This window comes from Stappia sp. (assembly GCF_048261845.1).
GTDB lineage: Bacteria > Pseudomonadota > Alphaproteobacteria > Rhizobiales > Stappiaceae > Stappia.
Genome location: NZ_JBLXFR010000002.1, coordinates 150,828 through 176,074 on the forward strand (window position 1 = coordinate 150,828; position 25,247 = coordinate 176,074).

The 25,247-nt window shown below is 64.9% G+C and carries 22 protein-coding genes; 12 read left to right on the top strand and 10 right to left on the bottom strand.

All coding sequences use genetic code 11. The annotated features are described in order from the left end of the window. Nucleotides 1-13 precede the first annotated feature (13 nt). Both ACN0T5_RS02045 and ACN0T5_RS02050 read right to left on the bottom strand, forming a co-directional pair. Nucleotides 14-2,002, bottom strand: a complete 1,989-nt coding sequence (locus ACN0T5_RS02045) for a CHASE2 domain-containing protein (RefSeq protein WP_417766946.1) — start codon at nt 2,000-2,002, stop codon at nt 14-16. After that, the gene (locus ACN0T5_RS02050) at nt 1,999-4,194 is read right to left on the bottom strand and encodes a caspase family protein (protein WP_417766947.1); all 2,196 of its coding nucleotides are present in this window, start codon (nt 4,192-4,194) and stop codon (nt 1,999-2,001) included. The genes ACN0T5_RS02045 and ACN0T5_RS02050 overlap by 4 nt, the downstream gene beginning before the upstream one ends. 155 nt (nt 4,195-4,349) lie before the next feature. Here ACN0T5_RS02050 and ACN0T5_RS02055 point away from each other — a divergent pair, with 155 nt between their 5' ends. The 3 genes from ACN0T5_RS02055 to htpG all read left to right on the top strand — a co-directional run bounded on the left by ACN0T5_RS02055 (nt 4,350) and on the right by htpG (nt 8,266). Then, the gene (locus tag ACN0T5_RS02055; RefSeq protein WP_417766948.1) at nt 4,350-5,396 is read left to right on the top strand and encodes a Gfo/Idh/MocA family oxidoreductase; all 1,047 of its coding nucleotides are present in this window, start codon (nt 4,350-4,352) and stop codon (nt 5,394-5,396) included. After that, the gene (locus ACN0T5_RS02060) at nt 5,393-6,187 is read left to right on the top strand and encodes a glycerophosphodiester phosphodiesterase family protein (RefSeq protein WP_417766949.1); all 795 of its coding nucleotides are present in this window, start codon (nt 5,393-5,395) and stop codon (nt 6,185-6,187) included. Before ACN0T5_RS02055 ends, ACN0T5_RS02060 begins: the two co-directional genes overlap by 4 nt. 117 nt (nt 6,188-6,304) lie before the next feature. Continuing rightward, on the top strand, nt 6,305-8,266 hold the full coding sequence (gene htpG, locus ACN0T5_RS02065; RefSeq protein WP_417766950.1) for a molecular chaperone HtpG: 1,962 nt from the start codon (nt 6,305-6,307) through the stop codon (nt 8,264-8,266). Between the two features lie 52 nt (nt 8,267-8,318). On the opposite strand, the gene ACN0T5_RS02070 is transcribed toward htpG, so the two are convergent. The 5 genes from ACN0T5_RS02070 to ACN0T5_RS02090 all read right to left on the bottom strand — a co-directional run bounded on the left by ACN0T5_RS02070 (nt 8,319) and on the right by ACN0T5_RS02090 (nt 12,211). Beyond that, a complete protein-coding gene (locus tag ACN0T5_RS02070) occupies nt 8,319-8,948 on the bottom strand; it encodes a LysE family translocator (RefSeq protein ID WP_417766951.1) in 630 nt (209 codons plus the stop codon). A 97-nt stretch (nt 8,949-9,045) separates the two neighbouring features. Next, complete coding sequence (locus ACN0T5_RS02075) at nt 9,046-9,516, bottom strand: nuclear transport factor 2 family protein (protein WP_417766952.1); 471 nt, start codon at nt 9,514-9,516, stop codon at nt 9,046-9,048. After that, complete coding sequence (locus ACN0T5_RS02080) at nt 9,513-10,787, bottom strand: DUF6421 family protein (protein ID WP_417766953.1); 1,275 nt, start codon at nt 10,785-10,787, stop codon at nt 9,513-9,515. The genes ACN0T5_RS02075 and ACN0T5_RS02080 overlap by 4 nt, the downstream gene beginning before the upstream one ends. Before the next feature lie 3 nt (nt 10,788-10,790). Further along, a complete protein-coding gene (locus tag ACN0T5_RS02085; protein WP_417766954.1) occupies nt 10,791-11,339 on the bottom strand; it encodes a hypothetical protein in 549 nt (182 codons plus the stop codon). Then, the gene (locus ACN0T5_RS02090; RefSeq protein ID WP_417766955.1) at nt 11,336-12,211 is read right to left on the bottom strand and encodes an aminotransferase class IV; all 876 of its coding nucleotides are present in this window, start codon (nt 12,209-12,211) and stop codon (nt 11,336-11,338) included. The genes ACN0T5_RS02085 and ACN0T5_RS02090 overlap by 4 nt, the downstream gene beginning before the upstream one ends. 307 nt (nt 12,212-12,518) lie before the next feature. Between ACN0T5_RS02090 and ACN0T5_RS02095 the strand changes: the two genes are divergently transcribed. The 7 genes from ACN0T5_RS02095 to ACN0T5_RS02125 all read left to right on the top strand — a co-directional run bounded on the left by ACN0T5_RS02095 (nt 12,519) and on the right by ACN0T5_RS02125 (nt 19,357). Continuing rightward, nucleotides 12,519-13,451: a LysR family transcriptional regulator gene (locus ACN0T5_RS02095; protein WP_417766956.1), complete on the top strand. Its 933-nt coding sequence runs from the start codon at nt 12,519-12,521 to the stop codon at nt 13,449-13,451. 70 nt (nt 13,452-13,521) lie between these two features. Beyond that, nucleotides 13,522-14,376, top strand: a complete 855-nt coding sequence (locus ACN0T5_RS02100) for a putative hydro-lyase (RefSeq protein WP_417767000.1) — start codon at nt 13,522-13,524, stop codon at nt 14,374-14,376. Between the two features lie 22 nt (nt 14,377-14,398). Further along, entirely contained in the window at nt 14,399-15,445 is a 1,047-nt protein-coding gene (locus ACN0T5_RS02105; protein ID WP_417766957.1) for a TRAP transporter substrate-binding protein, read from the top strand. A 25-nt stretch (nt 15,446-15,470) separates the two neighbouring features. Next, on the top strand, nt 15,471-16,019 hold the full coding sequence (locus ACN0T5_RS02110) for a TRAP transporter small permease subunit (protein WP_417766958.1): 549 nt from the start codon (nt 15,471-15,473) through the stop codon (nt 16,017-16,019). Continuing rightward, nucleotides 16,016-17,296, top strand: coding sequence for a TRAP transporter large permease (locus ACN0T5_RS02115; protein WP_417766959.1), 1,281 nt, complete (start codon nt 16,016-16,018; stop codon nt 17,294-17,296). The genes ACN0T5_RS02110 and ACN0T5_RS02115 overlap by 4 nt, the downstream gene beginning before the upstream one ends. A gap of 43 nt (nt 17,297-17,339) precedes the next feature. Continuing rightward, nucleotides 17,340-18,017: a DUF2848 domain-containing protein gene (locus ACN0T5_RS02120; protein WP_417766960.1), complete on the top strand. Its 678-nt coding sequence runs from the start codon at nt 17,340-17,342 to the stop codon at nt 18,015-18,017. Between the two features lie 56 nt (nt 18,018-18,073). Beyond that, on the top strand, nt 18,074-19,357 hold the full coding sequence (locus ACN0T5_RS02125) for an amidase family protein (RefSeq protein WP_417766961.1): 1,284 nt from the start codon (nt 18,074-18,076) through the stop codon (nt 19,355-19,357). On the opposite strand, the gene ACN0T5_RS02130 is transcribed toward ACN0T5_RS02125, so the two are convergent. The 3 genes from ACN0T5_RS02130 to ACN0T5_RS02140 form a co-directional block, all read right to left on the bottom strand. Next, nucleotides 19,354-20,577, bottom strand: coding sequence for a mandelate racemase/muconate lactonizing enzyme family protein (locus ACN0T5_RS02130; protein ID WP_417766962.1), 1,224 nt, complete (start codon nt 20,575-20,577; stop codon nt 19,354-19,356). The two genes, ACN0T5_RS02125 and ACN0T5_RS02130, sit on opposite strands and share 4 nt — an antisense overlap. A 128-nt stretch (nt 20,578-20,705) precedes the next feature. Further along, entirely contained in the window at nt 20,706-21,992 is a 1,287-nt protein-coding gene (locus tag ACN0T5_RS02135) for a UDP-N-acetylglucosamine 1-carboxyvinyltransferase (protein ID WP_417766963.1), read from the bottom strand. A gap of 103 nt (nt 21,993-22,095) precedes the next feature. Beyond that, nucleotides 22,096-22,857 (bottom strand): DeoR/GlpR family DNA-binding transcription regulator, encoded by a 762-nt coding sequence (locus ACN0T5_RS02140; protein WP_417766964.1) that lies wholly within the window; start codon nt 22,855-22,857, stop codon nt 22,096-22,098. Nucleotides 22,858-23,081: 224 nt separating this feature from the next. On the opposite strand from ACN0T5_RS02140, the gene ACN0T5_RS02145 reads away from it, so the two are divergent. Together ACN0T5_RS02145 and ACN0T5_RS02150 are read left to right on the top strand one after the other, a co-directional pair. Beyond that, nucleotides 23,082-24,041: an ABC transporter substrate-binding protein gene (locus ACN0T5_RS02145; protein WP_417766965.1), complete on the top strand. Its 960-nt coding sequence runs from the start codon at nt 23,082-23,084 to the stop codon at nt 24,039-24,041. Nucleotides 24,042-24,185: 144 nt separating this feature from the next. Next, entirely contained in the window at nt 24,186-25,247 is a 1,062-nt protein-coding gene (locus tag ACN0T5_RS02150) for a quaternary amine ABC transporter ATP-binding protein (protein ID WP_417766966.1), read from the top strand.

The following is a 25,247-nucleotide window of genomic DNA, read 5'->3' on the forward strand; positions in this document are numbered from 1 at the left end:
CCACAGGTGGTGTCTATTTGCCCTCAAGCACCAGTGTCGCCCCGCGCTCGCCATCGTGCAAGCGCTTCACGTGCAGACGCGCGAGCGGATCGTCGGGACGCTGACGCAGCACGGCCTCGAAGGCGGCGAGGGCGGTCGGGTCGCCCGCGGCCATCAGTTGGTAGGCGTTCCGGTAGCTGTCAACTGAGGCGCCGTCTTCTGCATCTTCATCGGGACCGAGAGGTACGTGGCAGGGCAACGGGGTCGAGCGGCCCTTGAGGACGAGTTCTGCTGCCGGCCGGACCGGATGGCCGGTATTGCCGGCGGCCACCGTTTCGCTCATCAGGACGCGCGTGCCGAGAAAGCGGTTGGCACCTTCAAGCCTGGCTGCGGTGTTCACCGTATCGCCGATGCCGGTGTAGTCGAAGAAGCGGCTGCCGCCGAAATTGCCGATCACCGCTTCCCCGCAATGCAGGCCGATCCGGGTCGCGCCGAGGGAGAGGCCGCGCGCCGCCATCTGCTGCCGGTAGCCTTGGGCGAAGGTGTCCAGGGCAAGCGACAAGGCAACGGCATGGGTCTCCTGCTCGGGGTCATCGTCAGGCGCTCCGAAGAAGCCGACGACAGCATCGCCAATGATCTTGTCGATGGTCGCACCGTGTTCCGTCATCAGACGACACATCTCGTCGAGATAGGGGTTGAGGATGTCGGCCAACTCGCCCGGGGGGAGCTTCTCCGACAGGCTGGTGAAACCTTCCAGGTCGGTGAAGATGTAGGTTACGCGCCGTTTTTCGCCGCCAAGCGCCAGTGCAAGACGGCCGCTCGCGATCCGGGCAACGACCGGGGGGCTGACATAGCGGGAAAACGCCAACCGCAGGAAAGCGCGCTCGGAGCGTTCGGCCTGCCAGCGCGACACGGACATGAGAGCGGCGGCGGCGAGCGCCGCAAGCGGCGGAGCCACCAGCGGAGGAAGAAGAGAGCCCGTGCCGACAAGCCACAGGCAGGTTCCGGCCCAGGCGGCAAGGGCAAGGGCGAGACAAAGGGTCAGCCACCGTGGCGGCCAGGGCAACAGGAAGAGACAAGCGGCAAAGAGGGCGGCGATCCCGGTGATCGCGATGCGCATCGCGGGTGGCGCCACCGGCAGCGACAGCCCGGCCAGTTGCTGGGCAAGGATGTGGGCATGAATGATGACCCCCGGTATCGTTCCGGCTTCACTGCCTTGCCCGGTGACGAACGGTGTCGGATGCCGGTCGATCGTTGGCAGGTCGGTGCCGACCAGGACGTATTTGCCCGAAAGCCAGTCATCTGGCAGCAGCGAGACGACATGCGCGGGGTAGACGGAGAAGGGGACGGCAGGGGCGTCCGGTTCCGCTGCCTGCCTTGCCGAGTAGAGAATGCGGCTGGATCCGGCTGTGTTGTCAGGCGTGATGCCGGCGGCACCGGCGATGCTTGTGGCAAAGGTCGGATGTCGTGTGCCGCCGTTGTCCCCCGGTTTCGGCAAATGACGGACCACACCGTCGATCTCGTCGCGCCCGAGTGCGATCAATCCGTGTCTGCGGGGCAGGACGTGCCGTTCGATATAGGCGCCCTGGCGTTCGGTCAGTCCGTCGGCGGAGGTGGCAAGTGCCAGTGTGATGGGCGCGCGCGCCCTGTCCATGGCGGCAAAGAAGGCAGCGTCCTTGGCCGGGTCGCTCGGCTGGTCGACGAGGATGTCAATGCCCACGGCACGGACGCCAGCGGCGTCAAGCCGGTCGATGAGGGCGGCCAGGAAACCCCGGTCGATGGGAGAGCGGTACGGGAAGGCGGCGAGCGTTTCCTCTGTCACCACCACGACCGCAATGCGTGATGCGACAGCTTCCGGCGGTGCGGGCGCCATATTGATGGCAAGGTCGCCGGCAAGAGGTTCCAGCCGTGCCGCCGCCAGCAGGGCGAAGACGGAGACGACCACCGCGACCATCAGGGCCAGCTGCCAGCGGCTGCGGGATCGCGGCGCGCTGGCGGAAGGTCCGGCGGTTGGAGCTCTCATTGCGGGGCGTCGAACCGCTTCACCCCCGAGCGTGTGCCGTCACGATAGAGCAGGTCCACGGAGACGAACCGTGTCGAGGACGGAATGGTCGCGTGAACCGTCGACCCCGGTCCGGCTTCCGGGATCGCATGGGGATTGTCGGGGTCGCAGGGACCGGTCTCGAAGGTCCGGTCCGGTGTTTCCGTGTCGATGCCGTAGCTGACTTCCTCGATGGCGCAGCGGTAGCTGATCAGGTGGGTGAAGTAGACGAGCAGCTTGCCGTCCCAGTCCCGAAAACTGAGCCAGCCGGTGGAGAGCCGCTCGAGAATGTCCTTCTGGCCGGAAACGAGTGCGTCGCCCGGGCTGAAGCTCACCTTGAACGGACCCTGTCGCTCGCCGCGGATGTCTTGATAGCTTACCTCGATCTCGGTGTCGCCCGCGTTGCCCGGCAGCTCGAAGGCCGGATAGGGGATCGGCCTGCCGGTGGTCGGATCGACCGCACCGTTGACGAAACCGGTGGAGCGCTCGTCTTCGCCGGGAAGGCGGACGAAGATTTCCTGCGTCCTGTCGGCGATGGCCAGTGTCAGCATCCAGCCCTGGTTCGAGCGCATGGCGTTGAGGCGCACCGGGTTGGCCATCGCGGCCGGGTTGATGAAAGACAATGCGGCAAGGCGTGTCTTGGCATCCTCGATCTGCTCGGCCGCCACCTGCTGGTCGAGATAGAAGCGCAGGAAGCGGCCGGTCTCGACTTCCTCCATGAAGCGGCTCAAAAGGTCGTGCTCGCGTGTCTTGTCGGAGGCCGACTGCTGGCCGAGGCGCGCGATGCCGTAGTCCTGCGACAAGGCGTAGAGCGCGGGCGAGAAGTCGGGATTGGCATCAAGGAAGGCGGAAAGACGCCGAACGCGCTCGTCGCGCTCCTCCAGAAGTATTTCGGCAAACAGGGTCGTCGGATCGCTGCGCCCCTGCGAGAGGGCGCGGTAGATCTCCTGGGCGCCGCCACGCCCTTCCTGGATCTTGAGGACGGACTGGAAACGCAGGTGCGGGTCGACCTGCGGCATGCCGAAGGCGAAGTATTTCAGATAGTCCTGACGGGCGCCGGGATAGTCGCCCCGGATCTCGCGCAATCGGGCGTTGGAGTAGAATTCATGCGGCTGGGTCGGGTTCTCGACGATCAGCGAGCGGCTGGCAAGCTGGGCGAAGAGGCGCTCGACGTCGGCACCTCCCGCGCCGTTGCGGGCATCCTCGAGCCGTGTCCTGGCGAGCGTGGCGAAGGCGCCGTCCGGGTAGCGGTCGAGATAGGTCTGGATCTGGTCGGTAGAACCGCTGTCCTTGACGTCGTTCCAGAGCTGGAGCTCGAGTTGTACCGTCGACGAGCCGGCTGTGCCGGTGGCGCTGGCGAGCGCGGCGGATGCATCGGGGAGGAACGTGATCTCGGCGGTCAGCGACGAATGATCCCAGGGCACCTGTTCGCCGCCGGTCTCCGCGACGACGCGCCGGCGAACGGCCTTGAAGACTGCTTCGATGCTGCGGCCGGGCACGAGAAGCTCGGCGGCGATGGCCGAGGTGTAGGGGCTGTTGAGCCCGGCCCCGTCGGCCGCCGTGCTGCCGGGTGCGGTGGCAAACGAGATGAAGCTGCCGCGCGGGGTGCTTTGCAGAAGGGCAAACCCGTTGCCGCCCGTTCCGGCGGACCGGCTGAGCGCTGTGTTGCGGCAGGCATCGAGGATGACGATATTGGCCCCCTTGTGGGCCTTTTCCACAGCGGACAGCACCCAGTCGACCGCCAGGGCCTCGAATTCCGCATCGACCTCGTCACGCAGGTCCGCACCGATCGGGGCGAGATAGTTGCGCCCCCCCGCCTGGAAACCGTGTCCGGAATAGTAGACGGCCGCGATCGACCCTTCACCGGCCTTGGAAAGCGTGTCGGTGAAGTCGCGCACGGCGCGCTTCATGCCGCGCAGGTCTGCATCAAGCACTGTGTCGACGGTGAACCCCGCCTGGCGCAGCGTGTCAGCGATGAGGGCGGCGTCGTTGGTCGGGTTCTTGAGCGCCGACAGGGCATCGCCGGAATAGCCACCGTTGCCGATAACCAGGGCGAGCCGCTCGGCCGCCCGGACCTTGTCGGCAAGCGGGATCGCCAGAATGACGAAGATCGCGGCGAGCAGGAGAGACAGGCTGCTCTTGCCTGTCTTGTGGCGGCGGTGCGTCCATCTCATCCGGCATGTTTCCTTGTCTTGCTGTGCTCGACCCGTGACGGGAATTCCAGCCGATCCGGCACCGGGCGTCAATTGCTGCTTTCGAAAAGCACGACCTCTTGCCCTGCCGTTGGCGATCTCGCAGGATCGTGGTTCTGCGAAAGAGAGGGTTTTGCATGACGTTGCGAGTAGGATTTTCAGGCTTTGGAGCCGCAGGCCGGTTTCTCCATGCACCGCTGGTGGAAGCCGCCGGAATGGAGGTCGCGGCGGTCGCGACGTCGCGTGTCGACGAGGTTTCGGCGCTTCACCCTGGCGCGCGCGTCGTTTCCGGTTTCGATGCGTTGCTCGATGTCGCGGATCTGGACCTGATCGTGGTGGTGACCCCGAACGCGCTTCATGTGTCGCAAGTCCAGGCAGCGCTGGAGGCTGGGCGTCATGTGGTCGTCGACAAGCCGGCGACGCCGACGCGGGCCGAAGGCGAAGTCCTGGCCGACCTTGCCGAGGCGCGGGGGCTGAAGCTTGCCGTCTATCACAATCGCCGTTGGGACAGCGATTTCCTGACCGCGCGCCGTGTGCTGGACGAGGGGAGCCTGGGGGAGTTGCGCGGGCTTCGCATGCACTGGGACCGCTTCCGTCCGCAGGTGCTCGATCGCTGGCGCGACCGGCCGGCCGTGGCGTCCGGCAATCTCTACGATCTGGGATCGCACCTGATCGACCAGGCACTTCTGCTTGCCGGGATGCCGGACTGGCTGCAGGCGGATGTCTTTGCGCAGCGTCCTGGCGGTGTCACCGATGACGGGTTCGAGATCCTCATGGCCAAGGGCGACTTGCGCATTTCCTTGGGGGTGACGCTGATCGGCGCCACGCCGCGTGACCGTTTCCGGATGGAGGGGTTGACTGGCGCCTACCGCAAGAGCGGGCTCGACATTCAGGAAGACCAGCTGCGTGCCGGTGTTTCACCGCTTGACCCTGCATTTGGCATCGAACCGGAAAGCCAGTGGGGCGAGATCGTCGACGCGGAGGGACGACGCAGCGCGGTTCGCCCTGAGCCCGGACGCTGGCTGTCCTTCTATGAGGCGATGCGTGATGCGATCACGGGCGGTGGTGAAGTTCCCGTCAGCATGCGGTCCGCCGCAAGGACCATCGGCGTGATCGAGGCCGCGCATGCCGCCGCGCGAGAGGGACGGAGGATCGCGCTGGACGCCGAGGGGCGCTGGCGATGAAGGACGACACCCCTTCGCCGCGCTTTTCTCACCCCTACCTTGCCGGATCGGACTTCCATGCCTTTGCCCATCGTGGCGGCGGGCTGGAAAATCCGGAAAACAGCCGACAGGCGTTCGCTGCGGTCGCCGCGATGGGCTACCGCTATATCGAGATCGATGTTCAGGCCTCGCGCGATGAAACGGTTTTCGTTTTCCACGACGACACTCTGGAGCGGACGACGGACGGCGTTGGCATTGTCGCCGAAAAGACGATGGCGGACCTTGGCGGTGTCCACATGGCGGGCGGGGAGACCATGGTGACGCTTGCGGAGGCGCTGGAGAGTTTTCCGGCCATGTGTTTCAACATCGACATCAAGACCGACCACGCCCTCGAGCCGACGCTCGAGCTCATCGCACGGATGAACTGTCTGGATCGTGTCTGTGTTGCCTCCTTCTCGGATGCGCGTCTTGCGGCGGCGCGCAGGCGTTTCGGTCAGGCTCTCTGCCTGAGTTCGGGCCCGCGCAGCGTCGCCGCCCTCCGGTTCGGCGCCTGGGGGTTTCCGGTGGCGTTGCCTGATGTGGCCTGCGCGCAGATCCCCCTTGCGCAGTACGGCATTCCGCTGGCGACAGCCGGCTTTGTGCGTCATTGCAATGCCAAGGGAGTGGCCGTTCATGTCTGGACCATCGATGAGGAGGTCGAAATGCGGCGCCTGATCCGGCTGGGCGTCAACGGGATCGTCACCGACCGGCCTTCGCTTCTGCGCCGGGTGGCGATCGAGGAGGGCGTCTGGCCCGTCGGCGCGGGTGCTTGATTCCGCGCGCCGGGTCACCGATATCTGGCCCGCCCGGTTCGCCATCGCGGGCAAAACCGGCGGCGGACAAGGTGACATGACGATCAGCACAGCGAGTAAACGGGGTTTGCAACGACAATGAGCACTGAGCAGAAGACCGCCGACGCGAATGGCGCCGCTCCGCAAAGCCATGCCTTCCAGGCCGAGGTTGCCCGCCTGCTGCACCTGATGGTGCACTCGGTCTACTCCAACAAGGATATTTTCCTGCGGGAACTGGTCTCGAACGCGGCCGACGCGTGCGAGCGCCTTCGCCACGCGGCGTTGACGGACCCCGATCTCACGCGAGACGATCCGGATTTCGCGATCCGTCTGTCTGCAGACAAGGGAGCCGGGCGGCTGGTGGTTTCCGACAATGGCATCGGGATGACACGCGAGGAGATGATCGAGAACCTCGGCACCATTGCGCGGTCCGGCACCCGGGCGTTCATGGACAAGCTTGGCGAGGCAAGGGACGGATCGGCGCTGATCGGCCAGTTCGGCGTCGGCTTCTACTCGGCCTTCATGGTTGCCGACCGCGTCGAGGTGACGAGCCGCGCCGCAGGCGCCCCGGATGGTTGGCGCTGGAGTTCCGACGGGCTCGGAAGTTTCACGGTCGAGCCGGTCTCGGCCGACGACGCCGACCTGCCGGCGCGCGGGACGCAGGTCGTTCTGCATCTGAAGGACGATGCCACCGAATATGCGCAGGCTGCCACGATCGAGCGCATTGTGCGGGCCTATTCCGCGCATGTGCCGGTTCCGATCCTTCTTGCCGAGGCGGCGCCGGAGGGCGATGACGCCGACGCGGGGGATGGCTCCAAGGAGCGGCAGCTGGCCGACGGCTCGGCATTGTGGACACGGCCGAAGTCGGAGGTCGGCGAAGAGGAGTATCGGGAATTCTACGGCCACGTCTCCGGCCAGTTCGATGAACCGGCGCTGACGCTGCACTACCGCGCGGAGGGGCGGCACGAATATTCGGTGCTGCTGTTTGTGCCGTCGATGAAGCCGTTCGACATGTTCGATCCCGACAGGAAGGGACGGGTGAAGCTCTATGTGCGGCGGGTCTTCATTGCCGACGATGTCGACCTGCTGCCGGCCTGGCTGCGCTTCGTGCGCGGCGTCATCGATTCCGCCGACCTGCCGCTCAACCTGTCGCGCGAGATGCTGCAGCACAATCCGGTTCTGGAATCGATCCGCAAGGGCGTGACCAACCGGATCCTGTCCGAATTGCAAAAGCTGTCGGAGAGCGACGCGGAGGCCTTTGGCAAGCTCTGGGAGACCTTCGGGCCGGTGCTGAAGGAAGGCATCTATGAGGACTTCGAGCGCAAGGAGAAGTTGCTTGGTCTGGCCCGCTTCCGGTCTTGCAAGTCGGGCGATACCGGCTGGCGTTCGCTTGCCGACTATGTCGCCGACATGCGGGAGAACCAGACGCAGATCTTCTATGCGACAGGCTCCAGCGTGGATGCGATCAAGGCAAGCCCCCAGTTGGAAGGTTTCCGGGCCCGCGGCGTCGAGGTGCTTTATCTGTCGGATCCGGTCGATGCGTTCTGGGTCCAGGTGGCGCAAGGGTTCGAGGGCAAACCCTTCCAGTCGGTGACGCAAGGGGCCGCCGCGCTCGACGCGATTCCGCTGGAGGCGGGCGAGGCGGACAAGAAGACGGATGATCCGGTCGGGGGCGAGGGTGCCGACATCGGGCTGGTTACCGCGTTCCTGAAGGAAGCACTGGGGGAACGCGTTTCGGATGTGCGCGTCTCTTCAAGATTGGCGGAAAGCCCGGTCTGCCTTGTTGCGCCCGAGAACGGTCCCGACCGGCAGCTCGAGAAGCTGATGTCGCGTCAGCAGGGCGGCGGCAAGGGCGTGTTCGCGCCGGTGCTGGAGTTCAACCCGTCTCACGTTTTGCTGAAGCGGCTCTCGGGCGCCTTGTCATCGGCGGGCGAGAAGCAGCATCTCTCCGACATGGCCTTGCTGCTGTTCGACCAGGCCCTGATCCTCGACGGCGAGGTGCCGACAGATCCGGTCGCGTTTGCACGCCGGCTCTCTGCCGTCATGGACAAGGGATTCTGACGCAGAAACTGCGGGGCCCCGTTTCCGGGGCCCTTGCCTTTTGGCGCTCTGATCAGGTCCGTTCGAGAATGACCGGCACCATCGAGGCGATCAGAAGAACAGCCATGACTATATTGAAACTCCGGGCAAGCTTCGGGTTTTCCAGAAGCGTTCCGACCGCGGCGCCAAAGGCCAGCCACGGCAGACATCCGATGGCCGCTGCAACGATGAAGACGCCGGCAAGCGTGCCAGCCTGATAAACGGCGCTCTCGCCGCCCGGTTGCATATAGGCCGTGATCGCGCCGGCCGCGACGATCCAGGCCTTCGGGTTGACCCACTGGAACAGGGCGGCGCCGATGAACCCGCCACGGCGGCCGATGTCGCGCGGGCGCAGTGCATCGCCGCTGGCAGGCGGGCCTACGGGAGCGGTCGCTATTTTCCAGGCAAGCCAGAGCAGGACGAGAACGCCGACGATCCGGATCGCGTCCATCACGTAGGCAATCGTGAAAAGCGTCCCGCCAAGACCGATGGCGAGGGCGAAGATCATTGCCGCGAAGCCGAAGACGATGCCCCAGAGTGCAGGCATGCCCCGGCGAATGCCGACACTGCTGCCGACCGCCGTCAGAAGCACGTTGTTGGGCCCGGGCGTCGCCGAAGCGACAAAGGCGAAGGTGGCGAAGGCGATCAGTTGCTCAGGTGCCATCGGGAAATCCGCTAGGAGGGGCGCCGACAGAAAGTGTCGCCGCCGTCGAGAAGATCAATGCTCCGGCGAGTCTGACGAAAAATCAGCCGGCGCGATGCTACGCCCGCCGGGGCGGGCGCGTGTAGTCGGTTTCGTCGACCAGCGACCAGCCTGCCCCGGCATAGTCGTAGCCGCCAAGTTCATTCGGCCCGGCAGAGGGGTCGCGAGCGGTGGCGTAGTAGACCCGCACCTCCTTGATCCGGCCTTGCGGAGTGAAGGCGAACACGTCGACGCCGCGAAAATAGATCTTCTGAGCGGGTTTCACAGCCGTCCATTCCGCGACCGCCGACCGGCCTTGCGCATCGGCAAAGGCGGTGTCGAGCAACCAGTACGACCCGTTCTCGTCTGCATCCCGTCGCCATTGCTCGAAGAGGCTTTCCACGTCCTTGAACGGGCCGAACATGCCCTTGGGCAGATAGTGGCAGGCCCCCTCCTCGAACAACTCGAAGAAAGCACTTCTGTCGCCAGAGTTGCAAGCGTCAAAATAGGCACGTACGGCTGTGACGGCGCGATCTTGCGTAGATGTCATGCGGCATCCCTTCGGCTTGCAAGCAGTTCTCCCGGCGTGAAGCCCAATGCCGGCGGCGGGTCGATCAGGGCCAGAGCCGCGCCCTCGACGATCGGCGGCCGTGCAAACCGTTGTCCGCCAGTGCCTTCGGGAAGGTATCGACGCACGAGGTCCTTCGCGCGCGCCAGATAGTTCGCATCGTTCTCCTGCTCGATTGCCTCGACTTCGTCGATGAAGTGCCTTGCCGCATTCTCGAGCGCGTTGGCATCAATTCCCAAACGACCGTCGGGGAGCCGTCGCAAGGCATGCTGTTCGTCCAGAACGGCCAGCAGGATCAGACCCGTGCCGCTGTCGAAATTGCGATACCAGTCCGGTTCCAGCGGATAACGGAAAGCACGGTCGAGCAGGATGAACTCGGCGACTGCGTCGCCATCCGGTATGTCGCCGGCACGGCAGGCAAGAAGCGACTGCAGGTCAACCTTGATCTCTTCGAGAAGGCCGGTGAACCAGCGCGTCTTGATCGAGACATGCCGGTTGAACGGGCGCGGGCCCTGGTGATGGAAGTAGTCGTGCAGATAGCCCCAGACGCACCGTGCCTTGTAGCAGGCGCGGGGGTCCGGCGCGGTCGGGTTGGCGATCCGGATGCCGGATGTGGCGCGGCGGGCGGCCGGAAGCGTGATCTCGTTGAAGATGCGGTGGAACTTGTTGAAGAAGAAGACGGCATAGCGTTGCCGGTCGACGGGCGTTGCGGCCTGGATATTCTCGGGGAAGAAGACGATGTTGTTGCCCTCCAGCAGTCCCCGGCTGCCGGCAACAAGATGCGATGACTGGCATATGTTGGCGGGATGCGGAAATCGCTCATAGAGGTCGAGATAAGCCGCATCGGCCGGTTCTTCGCGCAGCGAGAGAAACGTCTCGAAACGCCACCCTTCGCGGCCGCCATTGGCAAGCCGCAAGGGACCTGCGAAGAAAAAGGGCTCGCCGTCAGCGGGGGGGCGGATGGCATCGCGCGCCGCGGTGAAATCGGGGGTGGTGGCAAGGCCTGCCTGACGCCAGCGTTCGACATCCGCGCAAAACGCTGCTCCGAAGGAAGACTGCCCGCAGACGCCGGCAATCCCGTTTGTGGTTGTCGATATTGTGGTTAGCAGCCGTTCGGCCTTGTCATGCAGGTCCGGCGCGATGCTGCCGTCAACGGCCTGCAGGGACCCGAGCGTCTCGATCGCCTGGATGAAGGATGGTTCGAGCAGGCGGTCGATGTCGCCGGCCCTGCCGATTGTTGCGGTGGCGGTCATTCGTCACGCTCCAGGGGTGGGAACGTGAATGGTGAAGCCCATCGGTACCGCGCCGTGATCCTTGAGAACCGTCAGTCCTTCCTGTCGCGCGGCGGCCAGCGTGGTGATGCAGGCGTCCACTTTTCCGCTTCGGCAAAGGCGCGCCGCTTCCGAATTGCTGGTGGCAAGCTGCACCTCGACCCCGTCGGTCACGAGGGAACGCGGCGCGGGATGGGTCGCGACGGTGCGGATCGGAATGCTGGCGCCGCGAGATGCAAGGACCATGTTGAACGTGTCGAACAGGAACAGGTCGGCCAACACCATGCGCCCGAGATACGGGAAGACAAGCTGGTGCAGGTCCGGATAGACGACGCAGCCCAGAAGCGCGGAACCCGGTTCGACGATCACTTTCTCGATCGCGTCTTCAAGGGTGGTGTGGAGGGCCACGTCGGCCTTGAGGCCGCGCGCGTTGCAATAGTGATGTGCTGCAGCCTCGCAGTTCGTTCCGGCCGGACCCAGGGTGCGGATGAGGGTGATGGTCTCGGTTGCGGCGCCGGGGACATGAATGTTCATGCGATGGACTCCTGTACGATGGACGTGGATCGGGTGAGATGCAGATATCTGTCGCGCAAATCGGTAGTCAGCGGGCCGCAGGGCAACGTGCGGCTGTCGAGCCGGCCGACGGGCATCACCTCGTAGGCGGTGCCGGTCAGGAAGATCTCGTCCGCCTGGTGCAGATCGGCGAGCGTCAGCGGGATCACGTCGAGCGGTGCAACGCCATCGAGCAGGCCGATCACGGTGCGGCGTGTCAGTCCGTCGAGAAAGGATGTGGCAGGGGGCGTTGCGACGCGGCCGTTGCGAACGATGAAGATGTTGGCGCCGGTGGCTTCGGCAACCATGCCGTCATGTGTCAGGACCAGGGCATCGTCAAAACCGGCCTTTTCGGCGATGCGGCGGTTGATGCTGCCCAGCAGGTAGCCTGCGCTTGCCTTGGCCTGGACCGGAAAACTCTGCGGTGCCGGCCGGCGCCATGGCACATCGCTGCTGAGGGCAAGCCCGCGCCGCGAGGCGTCGCCGCCGAAAACGGATGGCCATTCCCAGATCAGCAGCCCAAGGCGGGTGTCGTTGGCAGGAGCATGGACGCCCAGATCCGGTCCCGCGTTGTAGACCACGGGTCGCAGATAGGCCTCTTCCAGGTTGCTGCGGAGGATGATCTCGCGACACAGGCCGATGCATTCGTCGATCGGCATGTGAAAGTCGAGGCCGACCAGTTCACAGGAGCGATACAGGCGCTGGATATGCTCGCTCAGCAGGAACGGGGCTCCGCCATAGACGCGGATGCCCTCGAAAACACTGGTGGCGTAGTGCAAGGCGTGGGTCCACAAGAGGTTCGCCGAACCATGCTCGATAAAGCGTCCGTCCTGGTAGGCGAGCCCTGTTTTCATCTATGTGCGTCCTGGTTGAGTTAATCGTGAAACACAACCAAGAGTTATCACCGCCGATGGTGTCAATTTTGTGTTGAACAGGGCGGCGGGCCAATATCGTTTTCGAATGGCAAATGACTGTTTTGAATAATATTTCTTGATCTCGGGCAGCGCGACTGGTCTGTCCCGTGAAACCGGCTGCCCAGGGCGGGCGCCAAAAATTTCCGGCGGGGCACACGCCGGTTTCCGGGTGCTCTTGAACCCTGGAGCCGGTTCCCGGAGGATACCGGTCGCGGTGATGGCCGCGCCGTCGGGAGGAAGCGCGGACATGTTCGAGTTGAAGGATGTGGAAATCCTGCAGGATATCGTGCGGGCGGGCGGGTTTCGCGCGGCGGCGCAGAAATACGGCTTGTCGCAATCCGCGATATCGAACCGCGTGCTGGCGCTGGAGAAGCGTCTTGGCATCCAGCTGTTCGACCGTGGCAGGCGTCAGGTACGGCTCACGCCGGTCGGGCGCCGGTTCCTGGAGGAGGCGCAGCGCCTGAGTGCGGCGCGCGACCGGCTCTTACAGGAAATCACCGGGCCCGGCGGGTTGAGCGGCACGATCCGGATCGGCGTCGCGGAGACCATCGTTCACACGATCCTGAGTGAATTGCTCAATCAGCTGAAACATGCCCATCAGCGTGTACGGTTCGAGTTGTCCGTCGATACATCGCGGCAGCTCGGTGCGGCTTTGGCCGACGATCGCCTGGATGTGGTGATCATGCTGCGGGAATGTGTGCCAAACGGTGCCGCCGTGGTTCCGCTGTCGCCGCAGCCGCTTGGCTGGTACGAGAGCGCTGCCGCCGCCAGCGCATCGGCCGACGGTTCCGGCGGCCCGCCGTTGAGCCTGCGTGATCTTGCCGCCAGGACAATCGTCACCTTTCCAAAGGCGACGCCCCCTTTTCGGGAACTTGAAACCATCCTGGCGGCGCCGGATCTGCCGCAGCCGGACCTGCATGGATCGGCGTCGCTGTCGACGGTCATCCACCTCGTCGCCGATGGTTTCGGCATTGGCGTGCTTCCCGTACGCATGGCAGAGGCCGATCCGTTTCGCACCGGAATTCGCCGGTTGACGGTCGAGGAAGCCGCCGACCTGAGCGCCTTGCGGTTCGTGGTCGCCTATATGCCGGAGCGGAATCGGGAAGTGGGAGAAGAGGTTGCGGCAAAAGCGCTCGCCTGTGATCAGAATGATCTTGAAAAGAGATCAAATAAATATTAAGTTGATAACTTGACAAGATCACGAAGGCTGGCAATCCTCCTTGGCAGGAACGCGGAGGGGGAGTGTGTCTGTGTCTTCACTGATCGATGGCGCAACGGGTCCAGGTGACGGATTTCGGCAGCTTTCCGCGCCTGAGCTGCGCCGTGCCATTCGCGACGCACGTTTTCGCGGTCCGACCGCCGGCTATGGCCGGGGCTGCCTGCAGGGCAATCTTGCGATCCTCCCGGCCGCCCAGGCCGGCGATTTCCTGCGCTACTGCGTCAACAATCCCAAGCCCTGCCCGCTGATCGGGGTTTCCGAGCCGGGCAGTCCTCATCTGCCTGCCCTTGGCGCGGATCTCGATATTCGCACCGATGTTGCCGGCTATCGGGTGTTTCGGCGGGAGGAGGACGGATATCGTTCCGCCGCCGACCTTGTCGATGTCTGGCGGGACGATCTGGTCACGTTCGTTCTCGGCTGTTCGTTCTCGTTCGAGGATGCCATCCTGCGCGCCGGTATCCGGCTTGCGCATGTCGAGGCCGGCCGCAACGTGCCGATGTATGTGACAAGTCTCCAGACATCACCTTCAGGGCCGTTCGGCGGCCCGGTCGTTGTTTCGATGCGGGCCTTTTCGGCGGCCGACGCCATCCAGGCCGTCCTTCTGTCCGACCGCTACCGGCTTGCGCATGGCGCGCCGGTGCATTTCGGCGATCCGGCGAAGATCGGCATCGCCGATCTGTCGAAGCCCGATTTTGGCGATCCGCCGAACCTGCGTCCTGGCGAAATCCCCGTGTTCTGGGCTTGCGGCGTGACCCCGCAAATGGCGATCCGCCAGGCCCGGCCGGAGATCGCCATCACCCATGAGCCCGGCCACATGTTGGTGACCGATCTCTCAGCCGATGCCGCCGAGTTTTCCCTTGGCGGCGTTCGGCCCGCTTCGACGTGAACGAAAACCAGAGGAGTCCCACATGAAGCGCATTGCATCCAGTCTTGTCGCCGCGACCGCCCTGTCGCTGGCAACCATGGCGCCGGCCGCGGCCGAGACGTTGTCGGTCGTCGGCAGCTGGTCCAACCTGCCGCTCCACCAGCAGTTCGAGGCACCGTTCTGGACCAAGACGCTGCCGGCCGCCGCCGGCGGTATCGAGGTGCAGCTCACCACGCACAACCAGATGGGCATCCAGGGCGGCGACGTGTTCCGCATGCTGGGCGATGGCGTCTTCGATGTCGGCATGACGGTCGGTGACTACGCCGTTGGCGATGCGCCGGAGCTCGAGGGGCTCGACGTGCCGCTGATCGCGACGACGACGGACGAGGCAAAGGCGATGGTCGAGGCGGCCCGGCCGATGGTCGACGACATCTTCGCGCAGCGGTTCAATGCCAAGGTTCTGGCGATTGCTCCCTATCCGCCGCAGGTTGTTTTCTGCAAGGGCGACGTCGGTTCGCTGGCCGACCTGAAGGGGAAGAAAATCCGTGGCTCCGGCCGCATGACGACCAAGTTCCTCGAGGCGCTCGGCGCCGAGGGCGTCAACGTTGCCTTCTCGGAAGTCCCGGGCGCGCTGGAGCGCAGCGTCATCGATTGTGCCGTGACCGGTTCGGGGTCCGGCTACAGCGCCGGCTGGTGGGAGGTCACCGACACGCTGATGACCCTGCCGCTCGGTGGCTGGGATCCGGTCGTGACGGCGATCAACATGGACAAGTGGAACAGCCTTTCCGAAGAGATGAAGGGCCTGATCGCCACCGAGGTTGCCGCGAAGTTCGAGGCTCCTGCCTGGGCCGCGGCGGCCGCGTCGATGTCCACGGATACCGCTTGCCTGACCGGCAATGGCGAATGCCCGGCCGGCAAGCCGGCCTCGATGAAGCTCGTGGAAGCGAGCGAAACGGACATTACCACGGCACGCAAGATCCTGACCGAGACGGTGTTGCCGGAATGGGCAGAGCGCGCCGGCCCGGACTGGGTGAAGCGCTGGAACGACAGCGTTGGCAAGACCACCGGCGTTACCGTCGCGACCAAGTGACCTGAGAACCGGCGGAGACCGCGATATGGTTGAAACACTTGCCGCGGCTCTCCGCCGCATCAATTCGGGACTGGCACTGGTGGTCGGCATTGTGCTGCTGGCCACAGCCGGCTTCGTGGTCGTGGACATTACCCTACGGCAGGTCTCGCACTCGCTTGGCGGGTCGGACGAGATATCCGGCTATGTCATGGCCGGCGTTGCGAGCTGGGGACTGTCCTATGCGCTCACCGAGCTTGCCCATGTGCGCATCGACCTGATCCGTCTGAAGCTGCAGACCCGGGGCCGGGCGATGATGGACCTGTTTGCCATGACCGTCTCTGCCGCGGCCGTCTCGGTCATCGCCTATCAGGCCTGGCCGGTGCTGGAGAAGTCGCTGTCGCGCGGGTCGCGGGCCAACACGCCGCTGGAGACACCGCTCTGGATCCCGCAGGCGATCTGGTTCTCCGGCTGGGTCTGGTTTGCCGTCTCCTCCTGCCTGGTCGTGTTGCTGGCGCTCGTCATGGTCATGCGCTCCGACTATGCCAGTGCGGACGCGCTGATCGGCGCGCGCGGCGAAGCGGAGGACGCGAAATGATCTGGAGCGTCGCCGCCGCCCTGCTCGGGCTCCTGTCGCTGTCCATTCCCGTCGGCATCGTGCTGTTCCTGCTGGGTTTCGGCATCGATCAGTTTTTCTCAGCCTTTCCGTTGATCCGGGGGCTCGGCCAGGTGGTCTGGTCGGCATCGGACTCCGCCACCCTGATCGCCATTCCGTTCTTCGTGCTGCTCGGCGAGATACTCGTGCGCGGCGGCATCGCGGAGAAGACCTATGCCTCGCTCGACAAGTGGATGTCGTGGCTGCCCGGCGGGCTGATCCACGCCAATATCGGCACGGCAACGATGTTTTCGGCAACGTCAGGCTCGTCGGTCGCGACAGCCGCGACGGTTGCCACCGTCGCCATGCCGCAGGCGGAGCGGCTCGGCTATGATCCGAAGCTGTTCTCCGGCGCCATCGCCGCCGGCGGGACACTCGGCATCCTCATCCCGCCGTCGATCAATCTCATCGTCTACGGGTTCCTGACGGAAACCTCGATCCCGCGCCTGTTCCTCGCCGGTCTCCTGCCGGGCCTGCTGATGGCTGCCGCTTTCATGGTGGTGACAGCCGTCCTGTGCCGGTTGCGCCCGGCGCTGGGAGGTCCGAGCCGCAGCTTCTCCTGGAGCGAACGTTTCGCCAGCCTGGTGCACCTGCTGCCGATCATGCTGCTCTTCGCCGTGATCATCGGCTCGATCTATGCCGGCTGGGCCACGCCGACGGAATCGGCGGCTGTCGGCGTCGCCATCGCGTTGGTGATCGCGCTTGCGAATGGCGGCGTTTCGCCTGTCATGCTGCGGGAAAGCCTCCTGGGCACCGTGCGCATCACGGCGATGATCATGCTTGTCATCGCCGGCGCCTATTTCCTCAATTTCACGCTGGCCTCCGCCGGGCTCGGGCGTGAGCTGCAGGACCTGCTCGGCAATCTGGGGCTTTCCCCGTTCGGCACGCTTCTCGTCGTGATCGGCCTCTACATCGTGCTCGGCTTCTTCATCGAGACGCTGTCGCTGATGGTTGCGACCATTCCCATCGTCGTGCCGATCATGGCCGGCCTTGGCTACGACAAGGTGTGGTTCGGCATCCTGATGATCGTGCTTGTCGAGATGGCGCTGATCACACCGCCGGTCGGGCTCAATCTCTATGTCGTGCAGGGGGCAAGGAAGTCCGGGACACTGGGCGAGGTCATGCTCGGCACCATTCCGTATGTGGCGGTGATGCTTGCCATGGTGGCCGCCCTCGTCCTGCTGCCGGATATCGCCCTGTTCCTGCCCGACAGCTTCTGACGCCAAATATCTCCCAGCTACTCGTTCCCGAAAGAGGCTCAAAATGGATTTCATCCTGGATGACGCGCCGTTCAGCGCGCAGATTGCGGACCTGACCGTCGCCGGCTGGACGGGCCGGGATCCGGCAGCGATCCGGCATCACATCGACGAACTCGCGGCCATCGGCGTGGCGCCACCCTCCTCGGTTCCGCTTTACTACCGGGTTGCCGCTGGTCTCCTGACCCAGGCGGAGCGGATCCAGGTGGTTGGCGAGGGAACCTCGGGAGAGGTCGAGCCTTTCCTGCTGGCACAAGATGGCGAGCTGTTCATCGGACTTGCCTCCGATCACACGGACCGCGATCTCGAGGCGCATTCCGTGGCCCTGTCCAAGCAGGCCTGCGCCAAGCCGGTCGCCTCGGTCCTGTGGCGATTTTCCGAAGTCGCGGATCGGCTCGACGCGCTTGAACTGCGCTCCTGGATCAAGGAGGATGTGGCGTCCGACTGGCTCATCTATCAGGAAGGCACGCTTGCTGCGATCCGCCCCTTGCAGGATCTTGTCGAGGGATCGGGGCTGGACGCTGCCCGGTCGGCCGGGATGACCTCCGCGATGCTTTGCGGAACACTCGGTGCGAAAGGCGGCGTGCGGCCGGCAGCCGCCTTCCGGATGGAGCTTCGGGATCCGGCGCGCGACCGCGCGATCGGACATAGCTATGAGATAAAGACGTTGCCGATCATCGCCTGAGGCGTGGGCGGCGAAACGGCGACCCTTGTCGGCGTTTGCAAAGGTGAGGAAAGTGCATGGGTGAGATTGTCGAAAAGGCACGGGCAGCGATCGGTCGGGTCGAGGCGATGGGGGACGCGGCTGCCCCGCTTTTCACCGAGTTCACGCCCGAGCGCATCCTCGCCGCCGCCGAAGAGGCCGAAGCGCGGGTCGACGCGGCTGAACGCCCGCTGCCGCTGGCCGGCCTGCTCGTCTCGGTGAAAGACCTTTACGACGAGGCGGGGCAACGCACGAGCGCCGGCTCCCGAATCCTGCTCGATCGCCCCCTTGCGGACGCGGATTGCCCGGTCGTCGCCCGGATCAAGGCGGCAGGCGGCGTGCCGTTCGGCCGTACCACGATGAGCGAACTGGCCTATTCCGGGGTCGGCCTCAACCCGCATTACGGCACGCCGTCAAACGTCTTCGAGGACGGCGGCATTCCCGGCGGCTCGACGTCGGGGGGAGCGGTGACCGTCGCGCTCGGCCTCTGCGATCTGGCGCTTGGCACCGATACGGGCGGATCGGTGCGCATCCCGGCGGCGATCAACGGCCTCTACGGCCACAAGCCGAGCCAGGACAAGGTGCCGCTCGACGGTGTCCATCCGCTCGCGATCTCCTTCGACTCCTGCGGACCGCTGGCGCGTGACTTCGCCACCATGCTCGCCGCCTATCAGGTGATGAGCGACGGCGATGCCATGTCGGTCGAGGCGCCGGCCGAGCCGGTGCGCCTGGCTGTTCCGCAAGATGCTTTCACCAACGATCTGGACGACTGGTCGCGAGGGCATTTCCTGGCCGCATGCGCGGACCTTGAAGCCAGCGGCCATGAACTCGTTCCGCTCGATCTCGGATTTCTTCACGCGGCCCTCGGTTTGAACCGGATCCTTGTCTCGGCCGAAGCGCATGCGCTCTATCACGAGGATCTCGACCGTCTCGCGACGATGGGTGATCCGCGCGTTCTGGCGCGCATCCGGTTTCGGGAAACGCTGAGCGACGAAGAGGTCGCCGAAGCAAGGGCTGCGCGCATCGAACTGATCGCACGGGTCGCCGAAGCCCTCTCGGGTTTCGATGCGCTCATCGCGCCGACACTGCAGATCCGTCCGCCGAAGATTGCCGAAGCCGAGGCCGATTTCGACCGGGTCAATGCGGCGATGCTGCGCAACACGTCGTTGCTGAACCTTGCAGATGCCTGCGCAATGACATTGCCGACACGGCGTGCGGGTGACGAGCGCCCCGGCGCGCTGATGATCGGCGGCGCGAAGGGCATGGACGCACGGGTGCTGTCGGTCGGCGCCAGAATTGACCGCGACCTGAACGGCGGCTAGCTGGCCGGGGGGAAGCGCGCGTCGCGCACCGGGTCGACCGGCGTCTGGGTCATTTCCAGGTGCAGGGCGCTGCCGGTCCAGGGGTGGGCGCGTGCAACCTCCTCGTCGAGTTCGACCCCGAGACCGGGGGCATCCGGCACCACCACGTATCCGCCTTCCCAGTGAATCGGCTTCTTCAGCAGGCTGGCGTGGAAACCGTCGAAGCGGCGGATCGATTCCAGGATCAGGAAATTCGGCGTGCAGGCCGACAGCTGGATGTTGGCCGCCGCCACGATCGGCCCGCAATAAAGATGCGGGGCGATCTGGGCGTGGCAGGCCTCTGCCATGCCGGCGATCTTCTTTGCCTCCAGGATGCCGCCGACGCGGCCGAGGTTCATCTGCAGGATCGAAGCGGCGCCGGACTGCAGGACGCGAGCGAACTCCCACTTGGTGCAAAGCCGCTCGCCGGTGGCAACGGGGATTGACGTTGCCGACGCGACACCGGCCATGTGCTCGGGCATGTCCGGGGGCACCGGTTCCTCGAACCAGAGCGGATCGTAGGGCTCCAGACGCTTCGCCAGGCGACGGGCGCCTGACGGCGTGAACTGGCCGTGGGTGCCGAACAGCAGGTCGGCGCGGTTGCCGACCGCTTCGCGGATTCGCGCGCAGAAGCGGACGGAGCGCTCGATGTCGTCCAGCGCCGGCTGGTGTCCGCCAAAGACCGAATAGGGTCCGGCCGGGTCGAATTTGACGGCAGTGAAGCCTTGCTCGACATAGGCGGCAGCGCGCTCGGCGGACAGGTCCGGGTCGGCATAGAAGGCGGCGTGGTCCTCGTCGCCTTCCGGGTAGAGATATGTGTAGCTGCGCAGTCGCTCATGAACCTTGCCGCCGAGCAAGGCATGGACGGGCTTGTCCAGTGCCTTGCCGACGATGTCCCACATCGCCATTTCGAGACCGCTTGTCACGCCCATGACAGTTGGATCGGGGCGCTGCGAGAAACCCGAGCCATGGGCCTTGCGGAAGAAGACCTCGATGGCGAAAGGATCGCTTCCCTCCAGGTATCGGACGAAGAAATCCTCGGCCATGCGCGTGACGGCTGCGGGACCGAAACTGGCATTGTAGATCTCGCCGTAGCCGGCGATGCCGCATTCGGTGACCAGTTTCACGAAGATGAAATAGCGCCCCCCGAAGCCCGGCGGCGGGTTCCCGACAACGAAGGTCTCGAGACTGGCGAGTTGCATCTGCTGAGCTTCCTTCCGGCATCGTCAACGGCGTGGTGCCTTGTCCGTGCCCGCAAGCCTAGCCGAGCCGACAGCCCAGGTCAGCCATTGTCATGCGACGTGAACTGTCGCGATGCCGGCGGCCGTGGTCAGGTCCAGTGAACCCGGGCGCCGAGTTCGGTGAGCTTTTCCACGAAACGCGGGTGGGCGCGGCGGATCGGGTCGGCGTTCTTGATCAGCGACTGCCCCTCGACCTGGATGGCCGCAAGGAAAAGACCGAGCACGACGCGGATGATGTAGGGCGCCTCGACGATTGCCGGACGGAGCTGGTTTCCGCCGAAGACGATCAGCCGGTGCGGGTCCGACAATTGCACGCGGGCGCCGAATTTCGCCAGTTCCGAGCTCCAGCCGAGCGCACCTTCGTAGATCTTGTTCCAGAACATGATCTCGCTGTTGCAGCCAACGGCGACGCCGATCGCCTGCGGCAACAGGTCGGCGGGAAAATAGGGCCAGGGAGCAGCCTCGATCTTGGGCAGCATCTCGCGGGTATAGGGCTTGGAGATCTCGCGGGTCCAGCCGACCACCGTGATCGCGTCGTCGGCGACCTCGAACTGCAGGCCGAGCTTGGCAAGCTGGCGCAGGATCAGCGTCATGTGAGGTGTGATGTCGGTTTTTACCGTCAACCGTCCGCCGGTGACGCCGCCGATGGCAAGGAAGGTTGCCACCTCGTGATGATCATCGGGCACCCGCACGCGGGTTCCGCCGAGCTTCTCGACGCCCGTGATCGAAAGCCGCGAGGTGCCGAGACCGTCGATCCGGGCGCCCATGGCGCGCAGCATCTCGCAAAGCGCCTGGACATGCGGTTCGGAGGCCGCGTTCATCAGGACCGACGTGCCGGCAGCGGTTGCGGCCATCATGGCAAAGGTCTCGGTTGCCGTGACCGAGGCGTAGTCGGCCCAGATCTCCTGGCCTTCGAGCTTTGTCTTGCGGCGGATATCATAGGGATGGGTGGCGACGATGCGGGCCCCGAACTGCTCGAGGATCTCGAGATGCGGGTCGATTTCGCGCAGACCCAGGGCGCAGCCCTTGGCATCGGTGTCGAATGTCAGCGTGCCGGTGCGCACCATGACCGGCGCCAGCAGCAGGACCGCCGAGCGGATGCCGAGCGGCAGGTCGGCGCTTGCCGTGCGGAAGGCGTCGAAATCGTGCCGGATCGTCAGTGTCGCGCCGTCATCGGCACGCGCCACCGTTGAGCCCATGCTTTCGAAATAGGCGATGATCTTGGCGACGTCGCTGATCTCGGGAACGTTTTCCAGCGTCACCGGCTCGTCGGTGAGCAGGGTGGCGCAGAGCATCGGCAAGACGGCATTCTTGTTGCCCGACGGAATGACGGTGCCCGAGATCGGGTGTCCGCCATCGACGAAGAGGTCGGCCATGGGGAATTTGCCTCCGGATGGAAGGGGCGGGATCGTGGTCCGTTACCTACTGGAGAATCCGGCCGACGGCAAACGGCAGTTGCAGGGCGCGGGCGTGGCCGGATCAGGGCGCGATTTCAAGCCCGGTGCCTGCCGCCTGCAGGCGCTCGGCGATCTCGGGCGGTGGGGCTCGGTCCGTGACGAGCCGGTCGACCTCCGAAAATCCGGCGACCCGAACGAGCGCGCGCCGGTTGAACTTGCTGTGGTCGGTGATCACCGTCCGGGTTTCGCCGCAGCCGAGAACCGTTCGGGCGAAGTCGGCTTCGGCAAGATGATAATCCATCAGCCCGCCGACCGGATCGACGGCCGAGATCGAGATCACGACATGGCGGACGCGGAACGACTGGACGAATTCAATGGCTGATCGCCCGAAGGCCGCGCCGTTGTCTCCGTGCAGTTCACCGCCAGCCATGTAGACCCGGTTGCCGTTGACGGTCGCCAGCGTCCTGGCCACGTCGGATGAATTGGTGACGATGGTCAGACCGGACTTGCCGCGCAACTCGCGCGCCAGGACGCTGGTTGTGGTGCCGGTGTCCATCATCACGCTGTCGCCATCTTCGATACCGGAGGCGACATGCCGGGCAATGCGGAGCTTGGCGTCGAAGTTCTCGCGCATGCGACGTTCGAAGGGCGCTTCCATGTCCTGCCGGGCGAGGCCGACCAGCCCGTGCGACTTGACGATCTCTCCAGCTTCCGCAAGCGGGCGGATGTCCCGGCGGATCGTCTCCAGCGAGACGTCAAGCTCCGTGGCAAGGTCCGATATCCGGACGCTGCCGGATTGTCTGGCGCGCTCGAGAATGAGGGTCTGTCGTCTGTTGAGTGCCATGACGTGTCGCTGTTCTGTTTCCGAGTTGTTGGCTTCTTTTGTAGCTTTTGTGGTTTTATCCGACGTTGAGCGCCATAATGCCACACATAATTCTCCAACTACCAAATTTTAGCCTCGTCCGGATTGACAGTGTGAGGAAGCGGGTGCGACGATCCTTCGACGGCGCTGCAAGATCCGGCAAGGACATGCGCTGCCTCCAGAGCGCAATACAGAGGGAACCAGCCATGACACATGCCCGCCCGGCGGCAGCCATTCTGTCCGCCTTGTTGGTCGCCACCACGCTTTCCGTCGCGCCAGCGCGATCGGCGGAGAATGACGACCCGATCCGCCTGACGCTGCACGACTGGACCGGCCAGCTCATCACCACGCGCATCATGGGCGAGGTGCTTCAGAAGGCCGGTTACAACATCGAATATGTCCAGGCCGACTACATCGCCCAGTTCGCGGGGTTGAAGACCGGCGACCTGCATGTCGCGATGGAGATCTGGGAGACCACCGGGCGCGATGCGCTGGACGAGGCGACGGCAACCGGAAATGTCGAGAACCTTGGCGACAGCGGCATGCTGGCAGTCGAGGAGTGGTGGTATCCCGACTACATGAAGGAGCTCTGCCCCGGGCTGCCGAACTGGGAGGCGTTGAAGAGCGATGCCTGCGCCGAGGCCTTCGCCACTGCCGAGACATCTCCCAAAGGGCGATATCTGGGGGCGCCGGTGACCTGGGGCGGCTATGACGACGAGCGTGTCGAGGCCCTGGACCTGCCGTTCGAGGTTGTTCATGCGGGCACGGACGCTGCGCTCTTCGCCGAGCTTGAATCCGCCTACCAGCGCAAGGCGCCGGTGCTCCTGTGGGTCTATGCCCCGCACTGGGCGCCGCAGAAATACAAGGGCGAGTGGGTCGAATTCCCGAAATACGAAAAGGCCTGCTACGAGGATCCCGCCTGGGGCTCCAACCCGGACATGGCCTATGATTGCGGCAAGCCGCGCGGGCCGATCTGGAAGGTCGCGTGGTCGGGCGTGAAGGACAAGTGGCCGGGCGCGCACAAGGCGATTTCGGCCTTCTCCGTCGACAATGACGAGATGGGCGGGATGATCACCGAGGTCGATCTCGAGGGAAAGAGCGTCGAGGACGTTGTCGCGGGCTGGATGGAGCGCAACACCGATCGCTGGTCCGGCTGGATAAAATAATCGCGTTTGCCCGACTGGCTGCCGCCGTTTTCGTCCCCCTTGGCGGCGGCAGCCGTTTTTCCCGGCGATCCTTCATTTGCCTGCCTGCGGCTGCGCCTCCGCCTCCGCGCTGCCGGCCGGCTTTCAGCCCGTGATCCGTATCCGATGACCCAGTCTCCTTCCGCGACCGCGACAAAAATCCCTTCCGCAGGAGAAGCACCGCCCAAACTTGAATGCCGTTCGGTCTGGAAGCTTTTCGGGGCGGGAGGTGAAAAGTACCCGGTCGATACACCCGATGCGGCGGACAACGCGGCCCTGGCCCGTGCCGGCCTTGTCGGGGCGGTGCGCAACGTCAATCTCGGGGTCCGGGAGGGCGAGATCTTCGTCATCATGGGTTTGTCGGGGTCCGGCAAGTCGACGCTGGTGCGATGCCTGTCGCGGCTTGTGGAGCCGACCAGCGGCGAAATCCTGTTCAACGGCGAGAACCTGCTCGCGGCCAGTCCGAAACGGATGATCGAGATCCGCCGGCACCATATGGGCATGGTCTTCCAGCATTTCGCGCTTCTTCCCCACATGAGCGTGCTCGGCAATGTCGCCTTTCCGCTCGAGGTGCAGGGTGTGCCGCGCGCGGAACGCGAGGCGCGGGCCCGCAAGATGATCGAACTCGTCGGGCTGGACGGCCGGGAAGCCTTCTACCCGCGCGAACTTTCAGGCGGACAGCAGCAGCGTGTCGGCATTGCCCGCTCGCTTGCCGTCGAGCCGGAACTCTGGTTTCTCGACGAACCTTTTTCGGCACTCGACCCGCTTATCCGGCGCGAGATGCAGGACGAGTTCATCCGTCTGCAATCGGTGCTGAGAAAGACAATCGTCTTTATTACACATGACTTTGACGAGGCGATCCGTCTCGCCGACCGCATTGCCATCATGAAGGATGGCGCGGTGGTGCAGACCGGCACGCCGGAAGATCTCGTGTTGCGGCCGGCCGATGCCTATGTGGCGGAATTCACCCGCGGTGTCAGTCGGTCCAAGGTGGTGCGGGTCGCCAGTGTGATGCAGCCGGGCGAGCCGTCATCGGCTGCACCCTCGGTGATGGAGAGCGTACCCGTATCTGAGGCCGCGCCGCTCTTTGCCGATGGTGTCGGGGAACTTTGCGTGACCGGACGCGACCAGCGCCCGGTGGGCCGGTTGTCGCGCCAGGCCGTGGCAGACGTCATGATGCTGGGCTGA